Here is a 20,566-nt window from a genome sequence, read left to right as displayed (position 1 = left end):
AAGCTGAGAACAGAGGCGTGTAAAAGGTGGAAGTGATTGGGAGTCATGTTTTGGTTGAATAGTGAGTCAAACTTTTTTGGGCGCGCAGAGTCCTTTTGGACAGTGGATTATTTGTTGGCAGAGAGGAATTGAGTTGATAGGCTCCGGAGCCCTGATGACGATGACAGCTTTGAAATTTCTTTTCTTTCTACTTGCGATATTGTGCTGGTTTTTGGAAAGTCCGGGCGCAAGAGCCCAGAATATCGTCAATGTTGAGGCAGTGAGGCCTCGCGTGGAAGATATTGGTTACAAAGGCGAGGCCAGGTTCGAGTTAAATGGTGGAGCCGGAAACAGTGATAGGATATACGGTGGGCTCGGACATAGCTCCGTTTGGAACTCTGGCTTGTCTCAGCAGTTTATCCTAGTCAACTATAGATATGGTGAGAGCCAGGGAATCAAGGATACAAGCGAGAGCCTTGTGCACTTGCGACACGTTAGGCCGGTGGCCCCTCTTCGTTTTTGGGAGGGCTATATACAGTCTCAAACAAACCAATTCAATCGGCTTCGTTTTCGCGGATTGGCTGGAGGGGGCTGGCGTTGGGAATTGCCAGAAATAGAGTGCATTACCTACGCCTTGGGAGCGGGAGTCTATTACTCCCATGATGAGGTTTACGAGACGGGCCTATTGAGTTCCGAACAGGAAAATACGGCTCGTGGCAATTTTTATTTTTCACTCAGCTCGTCTGACTTGAAGGACGTAACGGCAATTTTTGTTTTATATTTTCAGCCAAAAATGGAAAAGCTAAATGATTATCTGCTTCTCTCGAGTGGAATCTTGAAGATGAATTGGACAGAGAACTTAGCTTTGGCGCTGGAGGCTACCGTTACCCACGACAACTATCCTCCCGCTACAGTGAAAAAAACGGATATGAACTACATTTCAAGCTTAGTGGTGAAATTTTAAGGGCACCCTCGAGCCATCTCAGGCCATGGGTGGATGAGATTCAATTGCAGTGAACAATGATTGCTTTGTCGGATGATTTATTTTAGCTGGAAGTCAAAGTCCTCTACTTGATCAGGCGTCATCACACGTATTTTAAGATCGACTGGCTCCACCTTATCTCGCGTGATTAAAAATTCTCCCTGTTGTTTGGTGACAGTCAGCCGCTTTTTGACTTTTCCAAAACCGTAAGTCGCCTCCACTGAAACCTCGCCCATTTTAACACTTGCAGCTTCATTTCCGACGAGTTTAAGGCGTATTTGCTTTCCCTTTGGCACCAATTCAAGGCTAACCAGTTCTCCACTTTGACGGAGGCCAGCAAAGCCCTTGCTCTGAGCGTCTAAATCCACGCTTTGAGAAAAGCTGGGAAAAGATATTCCAAAACTCATCAAAACAAGAAAGAATCTCATCAGAATTTCTCCAAATCTCTCCAATTGATCTTGCACTCAATTTAATTCAAGCCGTTCAAGATTGCCATTCAGAATATTGACTCGCATGGTCAGTGTATTAGTCTCATGTGGAGCAGTATCATTGGGACAAAATTACCCGTATATTTTTTCATTGTTGATTTATAGATGTTTCAAAATGGAACAATCATTGCTTACTATCTTTTGTAGGGTCGCAATTTATTAAAGGGGAAAAATATGAAAAATCGCATTTTGTTTGTTGTTGCTATGGTTTTGACATTGGCTATTCCATTTTTGGATGCTGGGGCAACCACGCCTCCAAGAAAGGAAAAAGAAGTTGTCGTAGGTGTTAACGATGCTTTTATACCGAGCGGTTTCGACGCCGAGTCAGAAGCCTATGTTGTCCTGGCAGGACTATTTTCAAACACTTGCTATCGTTGGAAAAGGGCAGATGTTGGGCATGATTGGGCCACTAAGATTCACGAAGTGCGGGCTGTTGCCGGAGTGAGCGAAGGCATGTGTTTGATGATGATGGTGCCATTCACGCAATCTGTGACACTTGGCAAGCTCGGAGTTGGGGAGCACAGAATTAGATTTATAGATGGAAATGATAACTATCTTGAGAAAACTCTCACCATCGAATAATGGGGAGAGCTACGGCAGAAAAGAGAGCTTTCGCTTTTCTTCTGGAGTTTGGATTTGTGGTGTTCCGAAAGTGTGGGGAGGCATTTGAGAGTCTCCCCACATGATTTGGATCTCGAGTTCTAGATTAATTGGTTTTAGATTTACAGTCTTCCAGGCTTTAAGGATCGGCGGGAGTTTTTGTGTTTTTCATTGGCACTCATGGAGCCGAAGATGGAACTTTTTGTAAGGTTTATTTTCCTCTCTCTCTTGCTGGCTTTGCCGGTCCTTGGATGCAGTGTTCAGAATGAGTTGTCTCGCTTTCACTGGAGTCGCGCATCTCAACAAAATCTGACTCCTGAATTGGCTACACTTATCTCATCTCCACATAAGTCTCAATCTGAGAGTGTCGAGATTTCAGGCTATAAAATTGAACATTGGCGCACGATGAACGGAGGCTTTCCAGTTGAGGGAAGTTGGATTAAAGTGCTCCGCGATCATTCGGGAGCGCCAAAGTTGATTGAGGGAGATGTTTCTACTCATCCCTTGTCTGAGAGAGACGCGAAGAAGGCTCAGCAGATGGAATCACAAAAGGAGAGAATCCTGAGTGTGGCTTGGCAGAGATATCCGGAATTGCGCGAAGCAAAAAAAATCTTTCCCTCTCAGATTGTTTTGAAAACAACTCTCATGGGCTTTGAACCTTTTGTTGAACTGGCTTATCTCCTTCACAATGAATCGGATGTGGTACAGGCGAGGATATCTGAGAAGGGTCGGATCATTATGCGCCGCTCTCTCACAAATCACTTGATTACCGGGAGCGCTCAAGTTTTTCCGGGGTCTCCATTTCGAACGCCCTTGGCCGAAGTGATTCTTTCAAATTTGGTTGGTGATGGGACTCTGACAAGTTCTCTACTGAAAGTTGAGTCAGAAGCTGGGAGTCGAGCTTTTAATTTAAATCATCAGTTTCGTTTTCAGCCAGACGAGAGCGCGTTTGATGAGGTTCAGGCCTATTACTTTATTGAGCAGTCTTTGGTTTGGCTGAGATCTCAGTACTTTCTCTCCTTACCCTTTCAGCTCAAAGTCAAAGTTCACGTCGGAGGAGTTGTTCCTTCGAACGCCGCTTTCTACTACAACGGAAATATTTATCTGGGAGATGGGGACAATGTGATCTACAAGAAGATTCCCCAGGATCCATCAATCGTGATACATGAGGTCGGACATTCGGTCGTGCAAGTTCTGGCCGGACTTCCTAATGATAAAGAAGGTGGATCGCTCAATGAAGGATTTGCTGATTTCCTTGCGGCTCTGTATTTGGACAGCCCCCGCATGGCCGAGTATAGCTATTTAAAAGCCCCATTTCGTCGCACTCTAGACAACTCGTTAAATTATAAGTCAGATGCGAAAGGCTCTCTCTATCACGATTCTACGATTGTGAGCGGAACTCTGTGGGAGATTCGTCAGTTTCTCGGCAAAGAGTTGACGGGTCAACTGGCTTTGCAATGCTTGGGACGTTTGGGCGCTGGTTCTTTATTGAAGGATTTTCCTGCTGCCTTGCAGGGAGCTGTTGAGGACATTTCTTTAGATGATAAGAGCACTGGGCAAATCAAGGCCATTTTGATAAGAAGAGGTTGGATATGATAGCCCAGAGCAGGGTAGGGCAGGACGGGATAGGGACGCCAGAAGGTGAATGTGAAGAACTTCAGAGTGGTTGTTGTTGTCATATTGGTTTTTTTTGCTGCGATTGCTCGTAGTGAGTCGGTGATTTGTGAGGGAGAATCGATTGTTGGAAAGTGGCGCTGGGAAAAGTACATCTATCAGGGGGTTGAATCACCAATTCCTAACCCGGACCTCAATTTGGTTTTTGAATTTTTTCCGGATGGGAAAGACCGGGTATTTTGGGATCGTCGGGGACAAAGGGGTTTTTGCGAGCGACAGGGAGAGTATGCCTTTAATGGCTGCAGGCTAAAGGATCGGGTGACTTGGATTAATCCGAAAAATGCGATTGATTGTGGATCTGATCCGGATATGAAGCAGGGAAAGGAAACCGAAACTCAGGCAGAAATCCGGAATGGCGAGTTTTATCTTTATTTTGAGGTGAGTGGTAAGCCCTTTGTTTATGTATGGAAGCGAATTGATGAGCCGGCCATGGAAAACCAGGGGCGAGAGAAAGATTCCCTGAGCCCGTGACGATCGGGTATATTGGGAGCTATGCAGGGCGAATCACCACTGGGTCCATTGCAATGGACCTATGAAAAACTTTTTCTTTCAAGCCAAGAGTATTTTTACGAGATACTTCGTTCCTGCAGTCAGGCAAAAACTTCAATTGAAATTGAAGTCTATATTTTTTCAAACGACGAGGTCGGAAAGCGACTGATCACGGAGCTGGAGCAGGCGGTGAAGAGGGGCGTTCACGTGAGGCTCCTCGTTGATGGAATTGGCTCTCCTCATTGGGTCCATGGTCCACTAGAGTCTCTTCCTGAGCAGGCAGGCATTGAAACTCGAGTTTATCACCCTTTGGCGAGTCCCTGGAGCCGATGGGGACTGCGAAACTTTCCCCATTTTTTTTGGATTCTCAAATTATTGAACTCAATCAACAGAAGAAATCACAAGAAGGTATTTCTGATCGATGGAGATAAGGCTTTTGTTGGCGGTATCAATGTCAGCGAGGCCAGTTTGAATTGGAAGGACGCGGGAGTTCTGGTTGAAGGGCCGGGAGTTCGTGATCTTGTCTCGGCTTTTTCTTTTAATTGGACTCGTTCTTCGTCGTGGAAAATGGATTCGGTGCGACAACCAAGAGCAGCGAGACGTATTTCAAAATCTTGGCGGAATCCCTATGTCGAGCTCAATCACACTTTGCTATTGAGAAGAAATCGTCTGCGCTTGCTCGTGGCGCGCGTGAATCTCGCAACGACACGTGTCTGGATAGCGAACCCCTATTGGGTGCCTTCTCCAAAGCTACTGGGTGCCTTGATTAAGGCGGCACAGCGTGGGGTGGACGTGCGTCTGTGCTTTCCGGGATTTACAGACGTATTTTTTACTCGCTGGGTGGGTGAAATCTTGCTCGCCCCCCTGATCCCCCTGGGTGTGAAATTGTATGAGTATCGAGACAGATTTGTTCATGCAAAATTTATGGTGATAGACAATTGGGGAAAGTTGGGAAGCACAAATCTTAATTATCGGAGTCAGTATCATGATCTAGAAGCAGACGTGGTACTTTCTCGTCCAGACAATATTGACTCATTGGCGAGAAATTTCGAAGAATATTGTGAGCAATCAAATCTCGTTTCTGTGGTTGACCTGAGTCGACGTCCTTGGGTTCAGAGATTGATTGGAAGATTCATATTGATTTTCAAAAGGTGGATTTAGTGAAAGCTCATCAGAATAATTTGCGGGTCCTCAGCTATAACATTCACAAAGGGGTTTGTTTCTATTCTCGAAAGCAAGTGCTTTCGAACATAAAGAGTCTCATCCGTGAAGTCGGCGCGGATTTGGTTTTTCTTCAGGAGATTCGAGGGCAGGGCTTATTGGGGCTTCATGACCTGGAGGATTCGGAGGAATTTGATTCACAGTTGGAGTTTTTGGCGGATTCCGTATGGGAGCACTATGCCTACGGTAAGAATGCGGTTTACCAGGAGGGAAGCCATGGCAATGCCATCTTGAGTTGCTTTCCTGTTCGTCAATGGACCAATTTGGATATCTCGACCAATCCCTTAGAAAGGCGAGGGCTTTTGCATGTTTCAGTGGTACATCCGAATTTGGGGGATTTGCATTTGGTGTGCCTTCATCTCAATCTCTTGGCAAGAGGTCGGCGTCAGCAATTGGATCGCTTGATCCAGCGTATTTCTGAAGCGGTATCTGAAGGTCCCCTTCTAGTTGCGGGTGATTTTAATGATTGGGCTCAAGGAGCGAGTCGGCATATTGGGGAGCGGATCCGTGTTCGTGAGGCATTCCAAACCCTCCATGGCAGATATGCTCGCAGCTTTCCAAGCCTGCATCCATTGTTGTGCCTAGATAGAGTCTATTACCGTGGTTTGACTCCAATCGAGGCCGTGGTCATGACAGGCTCGCCCTGGAATCGGCTTTCTGACCATGCGGCCCTGGTTGTTGATTTTAAGCTCCAATGAGGGCGCCTCAAAGCGAGACGCAAATTTGCTGAAATGTTAATAAATTTTCATAAACATTCTTCCGATCATATAGATGATATGTCGGCTCTTGAGAATCAGAGGCACCGAAAGAAGCCAGTGAGAGAGGTGTAGTATGTCATTGCCCAAAGTGCTGTTGGTAGAAGACGAAGAATCCCATCGTTTGGTGATTGGCAAGGCCTTGCATGGTCATTGTGATTTAGAAATGGCCAAAAGTTTTGCCGAAGGAATCTCTAAGCTGGAAAAGAGCCGTTACAGCCTCTTTATTCTCGACATTATGTTGGGAGATGGAGATGGATTCGACCTGTGCAGTCGTATTCGAAAAATTGAGAAGTATTCTCGGACACCCGTGATGTTTCTTTCGGCCAAGAGCGAGGTGTCTAACAAGGTTCTTGGATTTAGCCTCGGAGCTGACGATTATATCGTGAAACCCTGCGATCCCTCCGAATTGCGAGCAAGGGTCGAGGCGAAAATAAGATGGACCCGTGCTGAATCTGAGAATTCCAGAGTCCTTCGACAAGGGCCCTTTACTTTCTTTTTGGATATGCAACGCCTCGATATTAATCATGAAGGCCAAGAAGCATCGATTAACCTAACGCCCCTAGAGTTTAAGCTGTTCTACTATCTTGCCTCTCATAAAGACCATATCATCAGTCGAGAACAGATTCTCGATGGAGTCTGGGGAAAATCCACAAACGTTCTGGATCGTAGCGTAGACACCTACGTGGCATCTCTGCGGCGAAAGATGGGTGATTACAAAAGATGCCTGCGCTCAGTGCATGGCGTGGGATACAAGTTTTCCTTGGATGAACTCGCCCAGAAGAAGGCGTCTTAATTTCACAGGATCACTTGGCCACAATAGGCTATTTGATCTCTTTGTGAATCGTATGCTTACGCATATTGGGATTGTACTTCTTTTTCTCTAACCGTTCGGGGTGGGTTTGAGTATTTTTCTTTGTTGTATAGCGAGAAGGAGGAATTCCAGCCTTCCGAGCCTCGGTGCATTCCAACGTGATTATCCGAACTTTCCCTTTTTTCTTTGCCATTTCATCAACCTCCGAGATCTGGTCTTATAACGCCATCATTTGGTTAATGCCAGCTAAAATAACAGGAAAAAATCTCTTAGAGGCAAGAAATCTCAAATTCTGGGCCCGAAGGTTAAAATTTGAGGGGGGAGAGCAGGCAGAATCCCTTTCCGGCGGCTCTTCTTCTTCGATTCACTTTGATTAACTCCTGAATATACGTGATGGGACCCCGAGCGGGGCTGCTCGTATTGGCTGGGGGCTCAACCGTCTGGGCCGTATCGGATTCGCCGGGGGGATTCCAGGGGAACTGGATCTCTGGTTTTGACGTCTGCTTTCGTTTGGCGGCCTTGAATGCTACAGGTCGGGGAGTTTCATTTAAGATTTTTATCTTTTTCGACCTTTTATTTTGTAGCTCCTCCAGAGAAAGGGCCATTTTTTATCTCCTAACTGAGTGTCTTTACAGGGACGATTCTGGTGTTCTTCGATGGACTGTCTTTGTACTCTTGGTAAAATTGTGGTTCGTCTTGTCGGCAGATAGATTCGGAAGCCATATCGACTTAATGAATTGATTCATTTCAAGTGAGGCCGCAGATCCCGGTTGGTATTCAGGGACAGACAGGTGCATGGCGGTAGCTTCCTCTCCTTGGCTGTGCTCCCGAATGGGAAAGTTGAGACAGTCGGGGATATGCTTGAGATACCATTCAAAAATATCGCGACTGAGGCGTCGAGAGAAATTCAAGCGTGTGGGAACATAGAACTGTCGGAAATTGAGCAATAGGTCTCTCTGAATTTGGCGAATAAAAACCCGGAACATCTTAAGATTTCTGAAATTATTGATCTTGCATTCGAGCGGAGAGATGAGGACATCAGAGGCGACAAGGGCGTTTGTAATTAATTGGTTCCAATTCGGAGAACAATCGAGAACGACCAAATCAAATTCGCGTTTAAGAGGTTGAATGACGGTTTCCTGTAGCCACTGTTCTCGGCGAGGACGATGCAGAAGGCTCTGCTCGAGTGACACGAGTTCAGGAGTCTCTGGGATATAAAAAAGTGTCGGAATGTCAGTTGGCAAGATAACAGTTTGGACTTCGGCCTTTCCAACAAAAATATCGTAAAGGCCACGCGTGCTCTCCATCCATCGGAGGGCGGCCTCTAAATCATTGGCTTCAACCTCCTCCATATGACCCAGGGATGTTGTGATATCACACTGCATATCAAGTCCAACGACGCAAGTTCTGATACCATGCAAAGCCGCCATTCGCGCAAAATTCAGGGCTAAGGACGATTTGAGAACTCCACCTTTCGTAACAAAGAAACTGTAAACCAGGGGAGTTGAAGATTTTCCTAGGAATCCGAGATGCTGACCGATCAGTGGAACATCTTGAGTGGACCAGCCACGAACGCGTCGCTCATCGACATCGTTCCTTTTCGCTTTTGGTATGGTTTTGTTTTTTTCCAAACCAGAGAGACTTGCAGGTGAAGGTGCGGCTTCCTTATCAAAAGAAAATAATTTGTTTACCTGAGACCGGGAATAAAACATGCCCCCACCTTTCTTCCCAGAAAGAAGAACTCGCAATAGTTCAACAGCTTTCATTTAAGGGGTCAAGGGGAGTCTATCTTTTGATGGAACATGAAATAGGTACCGATTGAACCCTATTTGACAAAAGCGTTTCTAAACCGAAGATCAATATCTTTGATGGGAGTCGTTCCCTCCCAATGATCAACAATCTGAGATTGCTTATTAAAAACAAAAAATGCAGGAGTGGTTGACGAGGCCACCGGAGCCAATGACTTCAAAAAAAGGAGGGCCTCCCCCTCGGGCCTCAGGATGGGATAGTCTGGAATCGATTCAAGACCATCAAAAACAGTTTGAATTCCCTCGTCCTCCCCTTCGCGATCCAGGTTAAGGAATTCAATTCCGATCTGATAGGGGGCATAAAAGACTTTCATTTTATGAAGAAGCCGCAATTCACTTCTAAAGTTAGGTGTCTGGACCGAAAACGTGTAAATCAAGGTGGCCTGATTACCAGCAGCCTTTAGCATCGCTTGAAGGGACTGAGGATTTACAGAAAGGAGGCGAACGAGCGGGGTTGCTGTTCCCTGAGAGGACTCAGCAGGAGAGCGATGAATTTCTTTTGAGTTGAGGCGCGCTTCCGCCACAAGGTTTTGACCTTTACGCATGCCGACGCTTAGGAACATGCCGAACAAGATAAAAGCCCCTAATCCTGCCATCAAAAGTATTTTGCGTCTTTGGTCCATGGAGTGACTCCTCGATTCAGCGAAGAACTCAAGCAGATGGGGCTTTTCTCCATTCAAAACCTCGAATTCCAATAAATTCTATGAGAAATAGCAATTTTGGCTATTCTGCCAAATTTCCTACAATTCTGGATTCCTGGCAATAGGTCGACAGGGCGTTTGTCCAGAAAAATCTTCTCTCGTTGCGCCATAGCCAATGGCTTCCGATGTAATAGGTGTGAATTTTTTTAATCATCTGCGAATTCCAATTAGCTTCAAATTGGTCATTTTGACTTCAATTCTCATTCTAAGTGTGGCGGCTTTCATATCTATTAAAAGTGCCGAGTTATTTGAGAGGATTACGATTTCTCGCGAAGAGGATTCTAACCGAGGACAGGCAGGCGCTCGGGCGACGGAGGTTGAAAGTCTTGTTATTGCGTATATTGATAAAATCAAAATGATTTCATCCTTGCTTTTGAAAGAGTATCCAACCCAAGAGGAGAAGGAAAAGGCCCTGAATCTGACCTTTCGACAAGATCGGGATCTTGTCTCTCTTGAAATCTGGCACAAAGATAAACCTAAGCCATTGGAGAGAATCGTCAACCTGGCCTATCTTCAGCAGTATCGTCTCTCCTCTGATTACATCGATAGAGTGAGAGCCTATCAGGAACAAAACCAGCGTTTTAGCCGCGGGGCGATCTTTGCGGGAGAAATAGAAATTCGAAATGCGACGATGTCAGGAGGAGCCCCTCTTCTCACAATTGGGCTTCCTTTTGTGCAAGATGATTATGGTAGCATCACCCATATTGCAGTGGCTGAGGTTCGCCTGGATCGACTCCAGAAAGTCTTTGGAAAAATAAGCGAGAGGCTCCTCTATTTGGTTGATCGTGAAGGTTTTCTGTTGGCTCATCCAGATGAAAAGATGGTATTCTCTGGGGCTTCGATGATTCAAATGCCCATCGTTAAAGAGGCTCTGCAGTCTAAGCTCAGACAGGGGCAATTGCGATTTAAGAATACACTTGGTGAAGCTTTTAGCGGAGCCTATTCTCGAACATCGGTGGCCGTCACAGCCATTTCTCAGGCCTCCGAGGAAGTTATCCTTGAGGCGGCCCATTCGGTCAGACGCGAAGCTTTCTATGTCGCAGGTAAGTTTTTGTCGATCTCACTTTTTCTTATTTTTGTGGTTTCGTTGACTCTTACGGCTCCTCTTGAAAAGTTGGTCGTGATGACTCGCGCTGTCGCGGCTGGCAATTTTAATGTGAAATCTGGAGTTCGCTCTCGGGATGAAGTCGGGCAGCTGGCCATCGCATTTGATCACATGGTGTCGGGTCTTCAAGAGCGGGACAAAGTCAGAAATCTGCTTAATAAGTTTCATGGATCGAGTGTTGCCGATGACCTGTTGAAAGGTGACCTCCAGCTCGGGGGGAGTCGGAAAAACGTGACCGTCTTTTTTAGCGATATCCGCGATTTTACGAAATTTAGTGAAGGCCATACGCCAGAAGAAGTGGTGACCATGCTAAATGAGTACTTTCAAATCATGGTTGGCATTATCAATCGCAACAATGGGGTTGTTGATAAGTTTATCGGAGATGCCATCATGGCCGTATGGGGGGCCCCTACCTCATCTGATCGCGACTCACTGAACGCGGTCAAGGCTTGTATCGAAATGCGACAAGCACTCGAAAAACTCAATGAGGCGAGAATTGCCCGCAGCCAAGTTCCTCTGAAAATGGGAATAGGACTTCACTGCGGATTTGTAATTTCAGGGACGATCGGAAGTGATGAGAGAATGGAATATACCGTCATTGGTGATACGGTCAATCAAGCTTCCAGAATTGAAGCTTCAACCAAGGCTTTCGGAACGGACTTGCTTCTCAGTGATGAGGTTGCGGAGCTTGTTAAGAAGGAATTTGTCACTGAAGAAGCTGGAAAAGTGGAAGTCAAAGGGAAGAGTCAGCCTCTGACTTTATATAAAGTTCGCGGGTATTATGATGAAGCGGGACAGCCCGTGAAAGTCCAGACGGCCTATTCAGACTACGAATCAGGCGAAGTAGACAAGGTCAAAGTCGCCTCCTAAGGCACACTCAGCGTAAACTTGCCTAGTTGATTGTTGTTCCAAACTCCAAGGAAGCCTGGCTGAACTAAATCTCAGGATTTCAGGATCTTCAAACATGCGTCCGGCAGCAGCGCTCACGTTGTGAGCACTGCACCAAGCCGAACTCGATCCTGAAATCCTGAGATTTAGTTCAGCCAGCTCCCTTTGTCTTTTTTTTGGACACAACAGAATCACCGAAGGCTTGCGGGCCAACCACTAAAATCAGTCGCACTACCGTCGTTCGAAAGGTTTTTTCTCGCCCATTGATCGATGATCGTGAACCGCGCCGACCGACAGATTATTGATTTTTGCGCGAGTCGAATGCCGGCCAAGGGGCTTATTGCCGCGATTTAACGCAAAAAATATACCCCTCGCTCTGACGAGAATCATTAATCGCCTCATTCGTAAAACCTGGTGTACAACGAAAGATCCCAATCTTAATACTGCGGTTGGCCCGCAAGCCTTCGGTGATTCTGTTGTGTCCAACACCACTGCTGTCCGGTTTAAATTGTAGATTGAATTGAAAAAGGCCCGATTATCCGGCATTTAGAGACGTCATTACCACAAACGTTTTCCAAATGAGGAGTCAGGCCTTGGCACAAAATCTGTTTTTGGACAAGTAGTCAAATTAATCCCGCGCACGCAGTTCGGATCTTTGTAAACAAGCACGAGGGTGACTGGTGTCAGATCACTCGATTGTTGGACCTGGTTTGGGGCATTGCTTTTTGGCCAGCTCACTGGCCACGACTCGATCGCTCTATCGAGAGTTTTTGCAAAAATGATTCAAAGATAAAAAACTTGATTCAATGCCGTTTGCAAAAGCACCTTGGCCGATGCAAATAAAAGTAGGCCTCTCGAGATTTTGGAAAATACTTTCAGTTACTTACTAAGGAAGGCGCAACAGCTTGCTCCAAAAAATAGTTTTCGATTTAATGGCCATATCTCCGTTCTGGATTCGTCCTCGATCAGTTTAAGTTTAAAACTTATGCCATGGTCACAGCAAGCCCGCACCGTTGGTGGCGTTAAGCTTCATGCTGCAATCGATTTGGCCGGAGATTTACCCGAGGTCATCGTTTTAGAACCCCTCGTATTCAGGATTTGCGTGTCGCTCGAAAAGAGTTCAAATTTAAAAGGGCACTACCGTTATCTTTGATAAAGGCTATTCCGATTGAGTGGTTCGCGATTGAACGACTTTTCGTTACCAGATTGAAACCAGCATTAAATTTAAAGTCCTAAATCCGAGTCACGGCCAACACAGGGCCATTGCGATCAAGAAATTTATTTCAACGGTCCCGTCGCTAAGCGAAAATGCGGTCAAAAACAAAGCTACGACGGATCAGCTACCGCGATCCGGACACGGGAAAAAAACTTATCTTTCTAACAAACCGCTTCGATCTCGCGACGCAGACGATCTGTGACCTATACAAAGCCAGGTGGAAAGTGGAACTTTTCTTTAAAACTCTAAAGCAAAACCGAAAATAAAAAATTCCTTGAAATAGCTTCCACGCTGTGAAAGCGCAGATTTGGGTCGCGTTAATTGCGTATTTGATGGTTCAGATTTGGCGCTTCATGCTGAAGACCAGAATCAGCATCCCCGATGCCATGGCGGTGATTGGGACATTGATCCTTTTAAAAGAGCCACTAAAGCGACTCTTAGGGTCGATGCCACGTAAAACCCGCCACCCGCCTGACAGACAACTGATGCTGCCTATCTAATTTAAACCGGACAGCAGTGATCCAAGACACAGGGAGCTGGCTGAACTAAATCTCAGGATTTCAGGATCGAGTTCGGCTTGGTGCAGTGCTCACAGCGTGAGCGCTGCTGCCGGACGCATGTTTGAAGATCCTGAAATCCTGAGATTTAGTTCAGCCAGGCTTCCTTGGAGTTTGGAACAACAATCAAGCAGGCCAGTTTAAGCTGTGCGAGTCTAAAATGAATATTCTAACATGAGATTGAGGTAATGTCCTTCGATTGAAATTGTATTTAGATCCCCAGAAGAAGCAAAACTGTCTGGAAACGAAGGTCCAAAGACGCGTGACTCATAAAAGGCCTTGTCTGCACGATAGACATACCCCGCATAACCCATCGTTTGTTGATCTAGTTTGTAGGTTCCGAGTATGCCCGTCTGATAAGACAGACTGGTCACGATATTTTGATCATTTGCTCCACTGCCTAGCATAGAAATATAAAGGCGTCCTTGGATTTGAATACCTAATCGATCGGACAAGGGACGCCAAAGATGTGCTCCCACGTGAGGACCATAGCTTCGTGTTTTTCCGAGGCCAAAAAAACCGCTGGATTGATTTCCTCTCAGATCTGGTAGTTCCTTGAGAAAAACTCCAGTCGCGTAGCGAATTTGATTATTTCCTAAATAGTGTTGCCAGGTCCCGTGAACTTCAGCCGCCGCAAAAGTGTACCTGCTTTCATCCAAATCAAACCCGCTGAGATCAAGGATGCCAAATATGCCCCAGGAAGTCTCCCGGCTGTTGTAACCGATCCCGAGTCGCCCTGTTCCTCCAATTGAACGGAAGGCTGCCCCTGAATTAAGTTCGGGATTTGTTCCTGTATATGCAATCTGAGTGATGAGGTAGCTGGCAATAAAGTATCGATTTGTGGGCTTGATCAGCGAGTCCTTGAGCCGGGCTTCTGCGAGGGAATTTGGATCTTTAATATTCCCGCGAACTTCGAATGTGAGTTCAGCAATCGATGAGCTGGGTCGGAGAGGAGCCTTGGCCTGAATTTTGATTTTATAGATTCCGCTTTGTCGAGATAGGTCAAAAAGCAAAACTTGGGATTTATAGGATTTCATTTTTTGAATTTCCTTCCAAGCTCCCTGCGATTTGATGAAGAGAATCAAATCGTATTCTTCTGAAAATGCTGGCTTCGTCCAGGTCAGCTCGGTCACATATTTGCTTAATGGCTTGCTGATCAGAGGAGGATCCAGTCGCTTCCCAAATAGTGAAAACGTTGAAGGCCTGTCCGGTAGATCTTGTTTATCACCACCCTCTACTGAGACTTCGACCGTCCACTTAAATGTATTTGCCACCGGGAGCGAAAGGACGATTGAATTAGTTTTGCTTGTCTCTATTTTCTTGAAAGATCCATCAAGTGATTCGATCGCAACGGTGTATTCAGGAGCTCCAGCTATCATTTGCCATTCCAACTTTGTCATATGTTCTTTTTCCTCGTTCGTAGCAATTTTGCTTGCATCTGCGGGAGAAAGCATTGGAGGCGCGGGAAACCTTACAAAAAATTCTGTTGGATCGCTCCAATCTCCTGGAACATTTCTGTCGTCAAAGGAGCGCAGCTCCATGGTGTAACGCCCAGGCGGGAGTGATCCGGTCCATTCTGGATTTTTAACTACAAAGATTTTATTTTTTTCGCTTTTGCTCGGAAGAGCTGACAACCGAGAAATTCTAATTTCATATTTTGTTGCTTCGTCAACTTGTTCCCAACCAAAGTTAACCTCTCGAAGATAAGTGTTTGGAGTCGCGAACGCAATCAGGGAAATCGAACAAAAAAACAAAAGGGGAATCAATTCCCAACTAATTTTTTGTGTGTAGATTTGCCGTTCGGGCCTTCGCATCTCGTCTTTTCTCTCTATTTGACCTGTATTCCTTTGATCTTTGGTGCTGCAATGTCACTGACTCGGGGGACTTCGATTTTCTTGGAAAATCCAGGCGGACCTGGACGATCATGCTCGTCCAGGCTTTGAACGGACACTTCGTATTGGCCAGGTTGAAGTCGATTGAGTTCAGAACCCGCGGACTCAACGATTTCCTTTTTGATGGTTTTTCCGTTCACGTTTTTCAGGTTGAGTTGGTATTTTTGCGCTCCTTGAACGGGGTCCCATCTTAGACTCAGATCACCTTTGCGGCTGGCCTTCAATATATCGGGGAGTTCCGAGGCAAACTGCGGCCCTGGAAGAAGAGGTTTTGGGCTTACTTTCACGGTTTTTTTCGAACTCCTCGCGACGCTCTGGCCACGACTATTGATGGCCTCAACCTCGACAAAAAATGTTCCATCCTGTTCGAGGAATCGCCGGATCTCGGGATTTTGAGTTGGTACCCAAGAAGACAAATTGAGTTTTTCTTCGGCGTCTGAAAAACGATATTGCCAGCTAGTGACAGAACCAGTTGTTCCTTTCAGCCATTGCAGAATGAGAGAGGGCTTGGCCGTGTAGTAGTGATATTCCTCAGGTCCGGGACCACGAGACCATTCAATTTGTGGCATATCATTTATTGAAAAATAGTGATAAGGAGCTTGAGCTGATTTTGCTCCTTCGCCGGCAATGGAGCGAGCCGTCCAACGGTAGCTTCCTGGTTTCAAATCATTGGCACGAGCCGGGCTCGATTTGAGTTCTTGTGTGAGTATAGTTTCGTATTGGGGACCTGATTGTGATTTTCCATCGTTCTTCTCATCCGTGGAGGCCAATTTTCTTGTATTTCCTACCTCTTTCTCAATGACAACTTCGTAGTTTGAAATTCCGGGGATGAGGTCCCAAGAAAGAAAAACTCCCTTCTCCATGACTTGGTTAAATGGAAGACTCTGATTATCGCTGGGGGAACGAAGGACCGGTGGTATGAGTTCGGCACCAATTTTGACATGAAAAGAGAGGACCTCGCTTGCGGCCGGAATCATTTTGTTTTTGAGGTTCATAAATCCGGTCACTCTCCAAAAATAGTCACCTGCAGCTGGGATTTTGAATTCACCAACACCGTTTCTATTGTCGATGGATTCCTTAACTATTAGTTCTCTAAGGAGAGGATCTTTGGCAATTTCAATGATGAGTTGTTCAAGCTTTGCAGGGTTGGCCCATTTGAATTTCACCACGGGATTTGCCTTTTCGATAACCACCTGGGATTTCTGGAAAGGCTCAAGTGGGACAGGTGGTTGTTTGGCAACCACAGAAAAGGGTATGATTGCAGATTTCAAAACGGGACGGCCGGGCGTTGTTGGTTCGCCTACGAGTCGCCAAAAATACCTTCCCAATTTAGAAGTAATTTGGACTGAACCAGAATTTCCTAGGCTGCTTTCGCTCAAGTCTCGAACCATATTCTGTCGCGAAGAGCCTCGTTCGACGTAAATCTTGTAGTCGGCCGAAAGCTTTTCCCAGGAGAGCGAAATTTTTTCTCTCTTTTTTGGATCAATAAAGAGATGGTCTCCCGCAAGAGGCGACGTGATTTGAATTTGGTTTTTTCCCACATCAAGTCCACTCTGGTTCAGCGACCCGGATTGGCTTTCATCCAGAGTGAGAGTCTTATTACCCTGTTTGATTTGCGCTTTACCCCCGAAGACTTGAATGTCAACCTGATCATTGCTTCCCTTTGAAAGGGAGATATCGGCGTTCTGTAAATTGATTTCGTTGCCACCAGATTTTAGAGTGAGGCTTTCCTTTCCTGATTGTGATCCGGTACTTTTGACGAACAAATTGCCTTTTAGAAAATCGAGAGAGAGTCCTTTATCAGTTTCTTCGAGGACAACCAAGGAGTCGGGTTCAAGCTCGATGAGCGTTCCCGTTTTTATAAGTAGAATTTTTGCATCGGCATTGCTTGCTGTGCGAATGGCTTCCCCGGCATAGAGGTCCTCGTCCTTCGAGATCGTTTCCCAGATCACGCGGGACATCGGCTTTCGTTGCACCTCATTTTTTAGATCCTGAAGTTGAGCAATTCTTTCCTGCCCTGTGTGATCGACTCTGCGGCTTTTAGTCCTTTTGTACCAATCCTCAGTTGCAAAGAAGAAGGAAGCCGAAATACAAAAAGCGAGAAGAAGACGACTCAAATATTTAGACATAGGACCTCCTCTCTACTTTTCGGAAAAACACCCGCAAATTCTAATGCTTAGAGGGTACTTCTGGACTCAGGTAAACCAGACCATTGTCCTGTCTTTCGCATTTGAAATGGAGGCCGATCCAGGTCATAATCTGAGCAACACTTCATATCTCAAGGAGGAGAAACGGTGAAAAATAGATGGGCGAAGCTATTCGCGATTTTTGTTATCGGCAGTTTGGGGATAAACGAAGCATGGGCTGCAGATGGAAGCTCGGGCTGTGGACCAGGATGGTATGTTTTAAAGGACAACTCTCTCGTTTCCTCATCTTTGAGGTCCACAACGAACGGGATGTTATTTCCTGTCTACACAATCGGGATGACGATTGGCACCTCTAACTGCACACAGCACAAACTGGTCCTGAAAGAGCAAGAAAGCCTGCATTTTGCCACGATGAACCATTTTGAGTTGAAGAGTGAGATTGCAAAGGGCCACGGAGAGTATCTTTCAGCATTTGCCGAGACCATGGGATGTCCTGCTAAGGCTCAAGATCGCTTGAACCAGCAATTGAGATTGAACTTCTCAAAAATCTATTATGATTCAAAGGTTCACCCCGAAAAGGTTTTGGAGGAAGTTTATCATACGATTTTTTCCGACCGAGATCTGACCAATCAGTGTTCGCTTGGTATTGGTTAGGCGAGGAATTCTACTTCTATCGTGCATTTTGGTTTTAAGAGTCGAAGCACTCCCTCTCGAGAAAGTCAGCGTGGACCCACGCTGGCTTCGCCTTTACCAGTATGAGAGGTCGATGGGAGGATACGGGAGTGATGTCAAAACTCTCTCTTTTTATTTTTCTGAAAATGGCAGAGGAGATCCGAGAGCAGAGATGGAAGCTGCTGTTGAGGCTTATGAATCTACGCACAAGCGATATGGAAACTTGAACTTGCCAGCTGCTTGCGTCTTTCCCGCTCGTAAGCGGGTTTTAGAATTGATTCTGAATCGCAAGTTTCCAGAAGTCGATTGTCCAGAACTAAAATCATGGCAGGAAAGACTGAATGTCAATAGCGCGAGTCTTGTTTATGTGGGCTCCTATACGGGTAATCCTGCTTCTATCTTGGGCCACACCTTTCTAAGACTTTCAAATTCTGATCGAGAGAATTCTGGCCGCGACGGTTTGGATCTTCTGAGTTATTCAGTCGGCTACAGCGCTCATACTGATCCTCGAGACAGTCAGGCGATTTTTGTGCTGAAAGGGCTTACGGGAGGCTATCCAGGATTTTATGATATTGAACCTCATTACATGAAAGTGGGACTCTATAATAATTCGGAAAGCCGAGATATTTGGGAGGTCCGGCTGAGTCTCTCCTCCTCAGAAATGGATCTCCTTTCCAAGTTGATTTGGGAATACATCTTCAATGCGGAGATCGATTACTATTTTATTGGAAAGAATTGTTCCTATCGAATACTAAAGTTAATAGAAGCCGTAAAGCCTGAGATTCGCGCGAGCGAGCGCTTTGGAGGCGCTGTTTTACCTGCTGAAACAGTTCGAGCATTGATTGACCAGAGGGTCACAAATCCGGGATTGAGGTTTCGCTCTTCAATCAAAAGAAGGATGGAGATAAAGCTTGCTCTCCTTTCATCAGATGATCAGGGGCTTTTTGAGGGCGCAAAACGGGATTTCTCTCAATTGGGAAAAATCCAAAATCCCACGATTCTCGATGCTTTGATCGATTACTGGCTTTATGAAAATTACCAATCTAAGACGGAGCTGCCTTCTCTCAAAAAGGAAATCATGGAGGCCACCTTTCAGCGAGCGGCCGAGGCCAAAGGTCAATCCTCTTTTCAAAGTTCAAATGAACAGATCCGTAGTGAGCACCGTCTTTCACCCCCGTTTTTAGGCCACAAATCCAGTTGGGTGGAGGCAGAGGGAGGAATGGCTCATCAGGAAGGAATGGGAGGTCTGAGCTTTCGCTCTGGTGTTCATCCCGCTTGGTCGGTTGATCCCTCTTATCAGGATATTTCACCGATCGAGTATCTTGGGGGAGAAATTCGTTGGTTTGAGAGCAGGCCGAGTCAGTGGAGCTTATTGGTGGCCAAAATCCAAAATTTAGAAAACTACTCTTCCTCGGAGAGACCAGGATCGTGGGGCTTTGAAGCCAAAGTGACGAACGCCTGCGAACTCTGTCTGAGCAATTCTACGGCGGCCACGGTGTCAGGCTCTTATGGTCTCTCATTCCAAATGAATGATATTCAGATTTCCCTTCTTCCAGAGGTTCGGTTGGATGTGTGGACAGAGAAAGGACAACTGTCAGGACTTCTTGCCTCAGGTTTGAGATCAGTTATCAGAACTGATTCAGGTCCCTATGTTTTTCGCTTGGAATCTGCAGTTCATTGGTTTCGATCTTTAAGAGAGGAAAGTCTTGACGGAAGGATTGGATATTTGATCAATGAAAATCGTCAAGTTTTCTTGAAATTCAGTGATCAAACCCTTGGGGTCAGTTGGGTCGAATTTATTTGATAGTTAAAAAATATTCTTTAAATTTCTCATTGCTGTGAAAGAATCCAAAGAACTCTTCTCAATGCTAATGCCGAGAGATTGCAGTATGTCCGTGCATAAGGGTCGAAGAAAGGGGTTGATCCTCTTTTCTTGTCCCAATCTTACGGGTAAGGTAGGTAGGTCTTGAGAACGGAGTTTTTCTGCCACCTGGAGAAAATCCTTCAGTTCGCTGTTGTTGGGGTCTAGGTGGAGAACAAAGCGTCCATTTGCCAAAGTGTATTCGTGGGCACAATACACCAAGGTTTCATCGGGGAGACTCATTATTTTCATCAAGCTCTCCCACATTTGCTGGGGACTTCCTTCAAAGAGACGGCCGCATCCCAAAGAGAAAAGAGTGTCTCCGCAAAAGAGAAATTCTTCGTTCGGAAACAGATAAGCAATGTGTCCCAAAGTGTGACCAGGTATCGCCATTACTTGACAATGACTCTTGCCAATTTCGATTTGATCGCCTTCTACTACTGTTCGAGTGAGACCAGGCAAGCGGTGTTCATCTCCTTTAAATCCGATGACTTCACAATCATATTTCTGAGAGAGGCCCTGAACTCCGCCCACATGATCGGCGTGATGGTGCGTTAGCAAGATCTGATCAAGTTTCAGATTTCTTCTATTCAGACTTTCGATGAGAGGAGTCGCGTCGCCGGGATCTACGGCCGCCGCAGTTTGAGTGGCAGTATCGACAAGAAGAAAAATATAATTGTCAGCAAATGCCGGAACGAGTTCGACCTTTAATCCCAC

Annotated in this window: 21 protein-coding genes; 12 read left to right on the top strand and 9 right to left on the bottom strand. The window is 45.9% G+C overall.

Features of this window, described 5'->3' with window-relative positions; genetic code table 11:
* Nucleotides 1-61: 61 nt before the first annotated feature.
* A complete protein-coding gene (locus IPL83_11350) occupies nt 62-943 on the top strand; it encodes a DUF481 domain-containing protein (protein ID MBK9039741.1) in 882 nt (293 codons plus the stop codon).
* 77 nt (nt 944-1,020) lie between these two features.
* On the opposite strand, the gene IPL83_11345 is transcribed toward IPL83_11350, so the two are convergent.
* Nucleotides 1,021-1,389 (bottom strand): hypothetical protein, encoded by a 369-nt coding sequence (locus tag IPL83_11345; GenBank protein MBK9039740.1) that lies wholly within the window; start codon nt 1,387-1,389, stop codon nt 1,021-1,023.
* A gap of 234 nt (nt 1,390-1,623) precedes the next feature.
* On the opposite strand from IPL83_11345, the gene IPL83_11340 reads away from it, so the two are divergent.
* The 6 genes from IPL83_11340 to IPL83_11315 all read left to right on the top strand — a co-directional run bounded on the left by IPL83_11340 (nt 1,624) and on the right by IPL83_11315 (nt 6,984).
* Nucleotides 1,624-2,031, top strand: a complete 408-nt coding sequence (locus tag IPL83_11340) for a hypothetical protein (protein ID MBK9039739.1) — start codon at nt 1,624-1,626, stop codon at nt 2,029-2,031.
* Between the two features lie 210 nt (nt 2,032-2,241).
* Complete coding sequence (locus IPL83_11335) at nt 2,242-3,645, top strand: hypothetical protein (protein ID MBK9039738.1); 1,404 nt, start codon at nt 2,242-2,244, stop codon at nt 3,643-3,645.
* A gap of 51 nt (nt 3,646-3,696) precedes the next feature.
* Entirely contained in the window at nt 3,697-4,194 is a 498-nt protein-coding gene (locus tag IPL83_11330) for a hypothetical protein (protein MBK9039737.1), read from the top strand.
* 21 nt (nt 4,195-4,215) lie between these two features.
* Complete coding sequence (locus IPL83_11325; protein ID MBK9039736.1) at nt 4,216-5,373, top strand: phosphatidylserine/phosphatidylglycerophosphate/cardiolipin synthase family protein; 1,158 nt, start codon at nt 4,216-4,218, stop codon at nt 5,371-5,373.
* The gene (locus IPL83_11320) at nt 5,373-6,131 is read left to right on the top strand and encodes an endonuclease/exonuclease/phosphatase family protein (GenBank protein MBK9039735.1); all 759 of its coding nucleotides are present in this window, start codon (nt 5,373-5,375) and stop codon (nt 6,129-6,131) included. Before IPL83_11325 ends, IPL83_11320 begins: the two co-directional genes overlap by 1 nt.
* Nucleotides 6,132-6,264: 133 nt before the next feature.
* Nucleotides 6,265-6,984 carry a response regulator transcription factor gene (locus tag IPL83_11315; GenBank protein MBK9039734.1) on the top strand — a complete coding sequence of 240 codons (720 nt, stop codon included), beginning with the start codon at nt 6,265-6,267 and terminating at the stop codon, nt 6,982-6,984.
* 28 nt (nt 6,985-7,012) lie between these two features.
* Here IPL83_11315 and rpmG read toward each other — a convergent pair whose 3' ends face one another.
* The 4 genes from rpmG to IPL83_11295 all read right to left on the bottom strand — a co-directional run bounded on the left by rpmG (nt 7,013) and on the right by IPL83_11295 (nt 9,433).
* Entirely contained in the window at nt 7,013-7,195 is a 183-nt protein-coding gene (gene rpmG, locus IPL83_11310; GenBank protein MBK9039733.1) for a 50S ribosomal protein L33, read from the bottom strand.
* 112 nt (nt 7,196-7,307) lie between these two features.
* Nucleotides 7,308-7,607 carry a hypothetical protein gene (locus IPL83_11305; GenBank protein MBK9039732.1) on the bottom strand — a complete coding sequence of 100 codons (300 nt, stop codon included), beginning with the start codon at nt 7,605-7,607 and terminating at the stop codon, nt 7,308-7,310.
* Nucleotides 7,608-7,631: 24 nt separating this feature from the next.
* Complete coding sequence (locus tag IPL83_11300) at nt 7,632-8,768, bottom strand: ParA family protein (protein ID MBK9039731.1); 1,137 nt, start codon at nt 8,766-8,768, stop codon at nt 7,632-7,634.
* Between the two features lie 59 nt (nt 8,769-8,827).
* Nucleotides 8,828-9,433 (bottom strand): hypothetical protein, encoded by a 606-nt coding sequence (locus IPL83_11295; protein MBK9039730.1) that lies wholly within the window; start codon nt 9,431-9,433, stop codon nt 8,828-8,830.
* A 232-nt stretch (nt 9,434-9,665) separates the two neighbouring features.
* Here IPL83_11295 and IPL83_11290 point away from each other — a divergent pair, with 232 nt between their 5' ends.
* Entirely contained in the window at nt 9,666-11,486 is a 1,821-nt protein-coding gene (locus tag IPL83_11290; GenBank protein ID MBK9039729.1) for a HAMP domain-containing protein, read from the top strand.
* On the opposite strand, the gene IPL83_11285 is transcribed toward IPL83_11290, so the two are convergent.
* On the bottom strand, nt 11,451-11,690 hold the full coding sequence (locus tag IPL83_11285) for a hypothetical protein (GenBank protein ID MBK9039728.1): 240 nt from the start codon (nt 11,688-11,690) through the stop codon (nt 11,451-11,453). The two genes, IPL83_11290 and IPL83_11285, sit on opposite strands and share 36 nt — an antisense overlap.
* Nucleotides 11,691-12,366: 676 nt before the next feature.
* Here IPL83_11285 and IPL83_11280 point away from each other — a divergent pair.
* Nucleotides 12,367-12,657, top strand: coding sequence for a hypothetical protein (locus IPL83_11280; GenBank protein MBK9039727.1), 291 nt, complete (start codon nt 12,367-12,369; stop codon nt 12,655-12,657).
* 155 nt (nt 12,658-12,812) lie between these two features.
* Nucleotides 12,813-12,986, top strand: a complete 174-nt coding sequence (locus IPL83_11275) for a transposase (GenBank protein ID MBK9039726.1) — start codon at nt 12,813-12,815, stop codon at nt 12,984-12,986.
* Between the two features lie 446 nt (nt 12,987-13,432).
* On the opposite strand, the gene IPL83_11270 is transcribed toward IPL83_11275, so the two are convergent.
* A complete protein-coding gene (locus IPL83_11270; protein MBK9039725.1) occupies nt 13,433-15,091 on the bottom strand; it encodes a hypothetical protein in 1,659 nt (552 codons plus the stop codon).
* Between the two features lie 14 nt (nt 15,092-15,105).
* On the bottom strand, nt 15,106-17,298 hold the full coding sequence (locus tag IPL83_11265; protein MBK9039724.1) for a hypothetical protein: 2,193 nt from the start codon (nt 17,296-17,298) through the stop codon (nt 15,106-15,108).
* Between the two features lie 165 nt (nt 17,299-17,463).
* Between IPL83_11265 and IPL83_11260 the strand changes: the two genes are divergently transcribed.
* Entirely contained in the window at nt 17,464-17,970 is a 507-nt protein-coding gene (locus IPL83_11260; protein MBK9039723.1) for a DUF3015 domain-containing protein, read from the top strand.
* A gap of 70 nt (nt 17,971-18,040) precedes the next feature.
* On the top strand, nt 18,041-19,792 hold the full coding sequence (locus IPL83_11255; protein ID MBK9039722.1) for a DUF4105 domain-containing protein: 1,752 nt from the start codon (nt 18,041-18,043) through the stop codon (nt 19,790-19,792).
* A gap of 3 nt (nt 19,793-19,795) precedes the next feature.
* On the opposite strand, the gene gloB is transcribed toward IPL83_11255, so the two are convergent.
* Nucleotides 19,796-20,566, bottom strand: a complete 771-nt coding sequence (gloB, locus tag IPL83_11250) for a hydroxyacylglutathione hydrolase (GenBank protein ID MBK9039721.1) — start codon at nt 20,564-20,566, stop codon at nt 19,796-19,798.

Source organism: Bdellovibrionales bacterium (assembly GCA_016716765.1).
GTDB lineage: Bacteria > Bdellovibrionota > Bdellovibrionia > Bdellovibrionales > UBA1609 > JADJVA01.
Note: the sequence above shows the minus strand (reverse complement) of the source record. Positions and strands in the feature narration are given on the sequence as shown.

Coding starts and splice junctions, on each gene's coding strand:
- IPL83_11345 (MBK9039740.1), bottom strand. CDS start 1,389: ATGAGATTCTTTCTTGTTTTGATGAGTTTTGGAATATCTTTTCCCAGC.
- IPL83_11340 (MBK9039739.1), top strand. CDS start 1,624: ATGAAAAATCGCATTTTGTTTGTTGTTGCTATGGTTTTGACATTGGCT.
- IPL83_11335 (MBK9039738.1), top strand. CDS start 2,242: ATGGAACTTTTTGTAAGGTTTATTTTCCTCTCTCTCTTGCTGGCTTTG.
- IPL83_11325 (MBK9039736.1), top strand. CDS start 4,216: ATGCAGGGCGAATCACCACTGGGTCCATTGCAATGGACCTATGAAAAA.
- IPL83_11315 (MBK9039734.1), top strand. CDS start 6,265: ATGTCATTGCCCAAAGTGCTGTTGGTAGAAGACGAAGAATCCCATCGT.
- rpmG (MBK9039733.1), bottom strand. CDS start 7,195: ATGGCAAAGAAAAAAGGGAAAGTTCGGATAATCACGTTGGAATGCACC.
- IPL83_11305 (MBK9039732.1), bottom strand. CDS start 7,607: ATGGCCCTTTCTCTGGAGGAGCTACAAAATAAAAGGTCGAAAAAGATA.
- IPL83_11300 (MBK9039731.1), bottom strand. CDS start 8,768: ATGAAAGCTGTTGAACTATTGCGAGTTCTTCTTTCTGGGAAGAAAGGT.
- IPL83_11295 (MBK9039730.1), bottom strand. CDS start 9,433: ATGGACCAAAGACGCAAAATACTTTTGATGGCAGGATTAGGGGCTTTT.
- IPL83_11275 (MBK9039726.1), top strand. CDS start 12,813: ATGCGGTCAAAAACAAAGCTACGACGGATCAGCTACCGCGATCCGGAC.
- IPL83_11270 (MBK9039725.1), bottom strand. CDS start 15,091: ATGCGAAGGCCCGAACGGCAAATCTACACACAAAAAATTAGTTGGGAA.
- IPL83_11265 (MBK9039724.1), bottom strand. CDS start 17,298: ATGTCTAAATATTTGAGTCGTCTTCTTCTCGCTTTTTGTATTTCGGCT.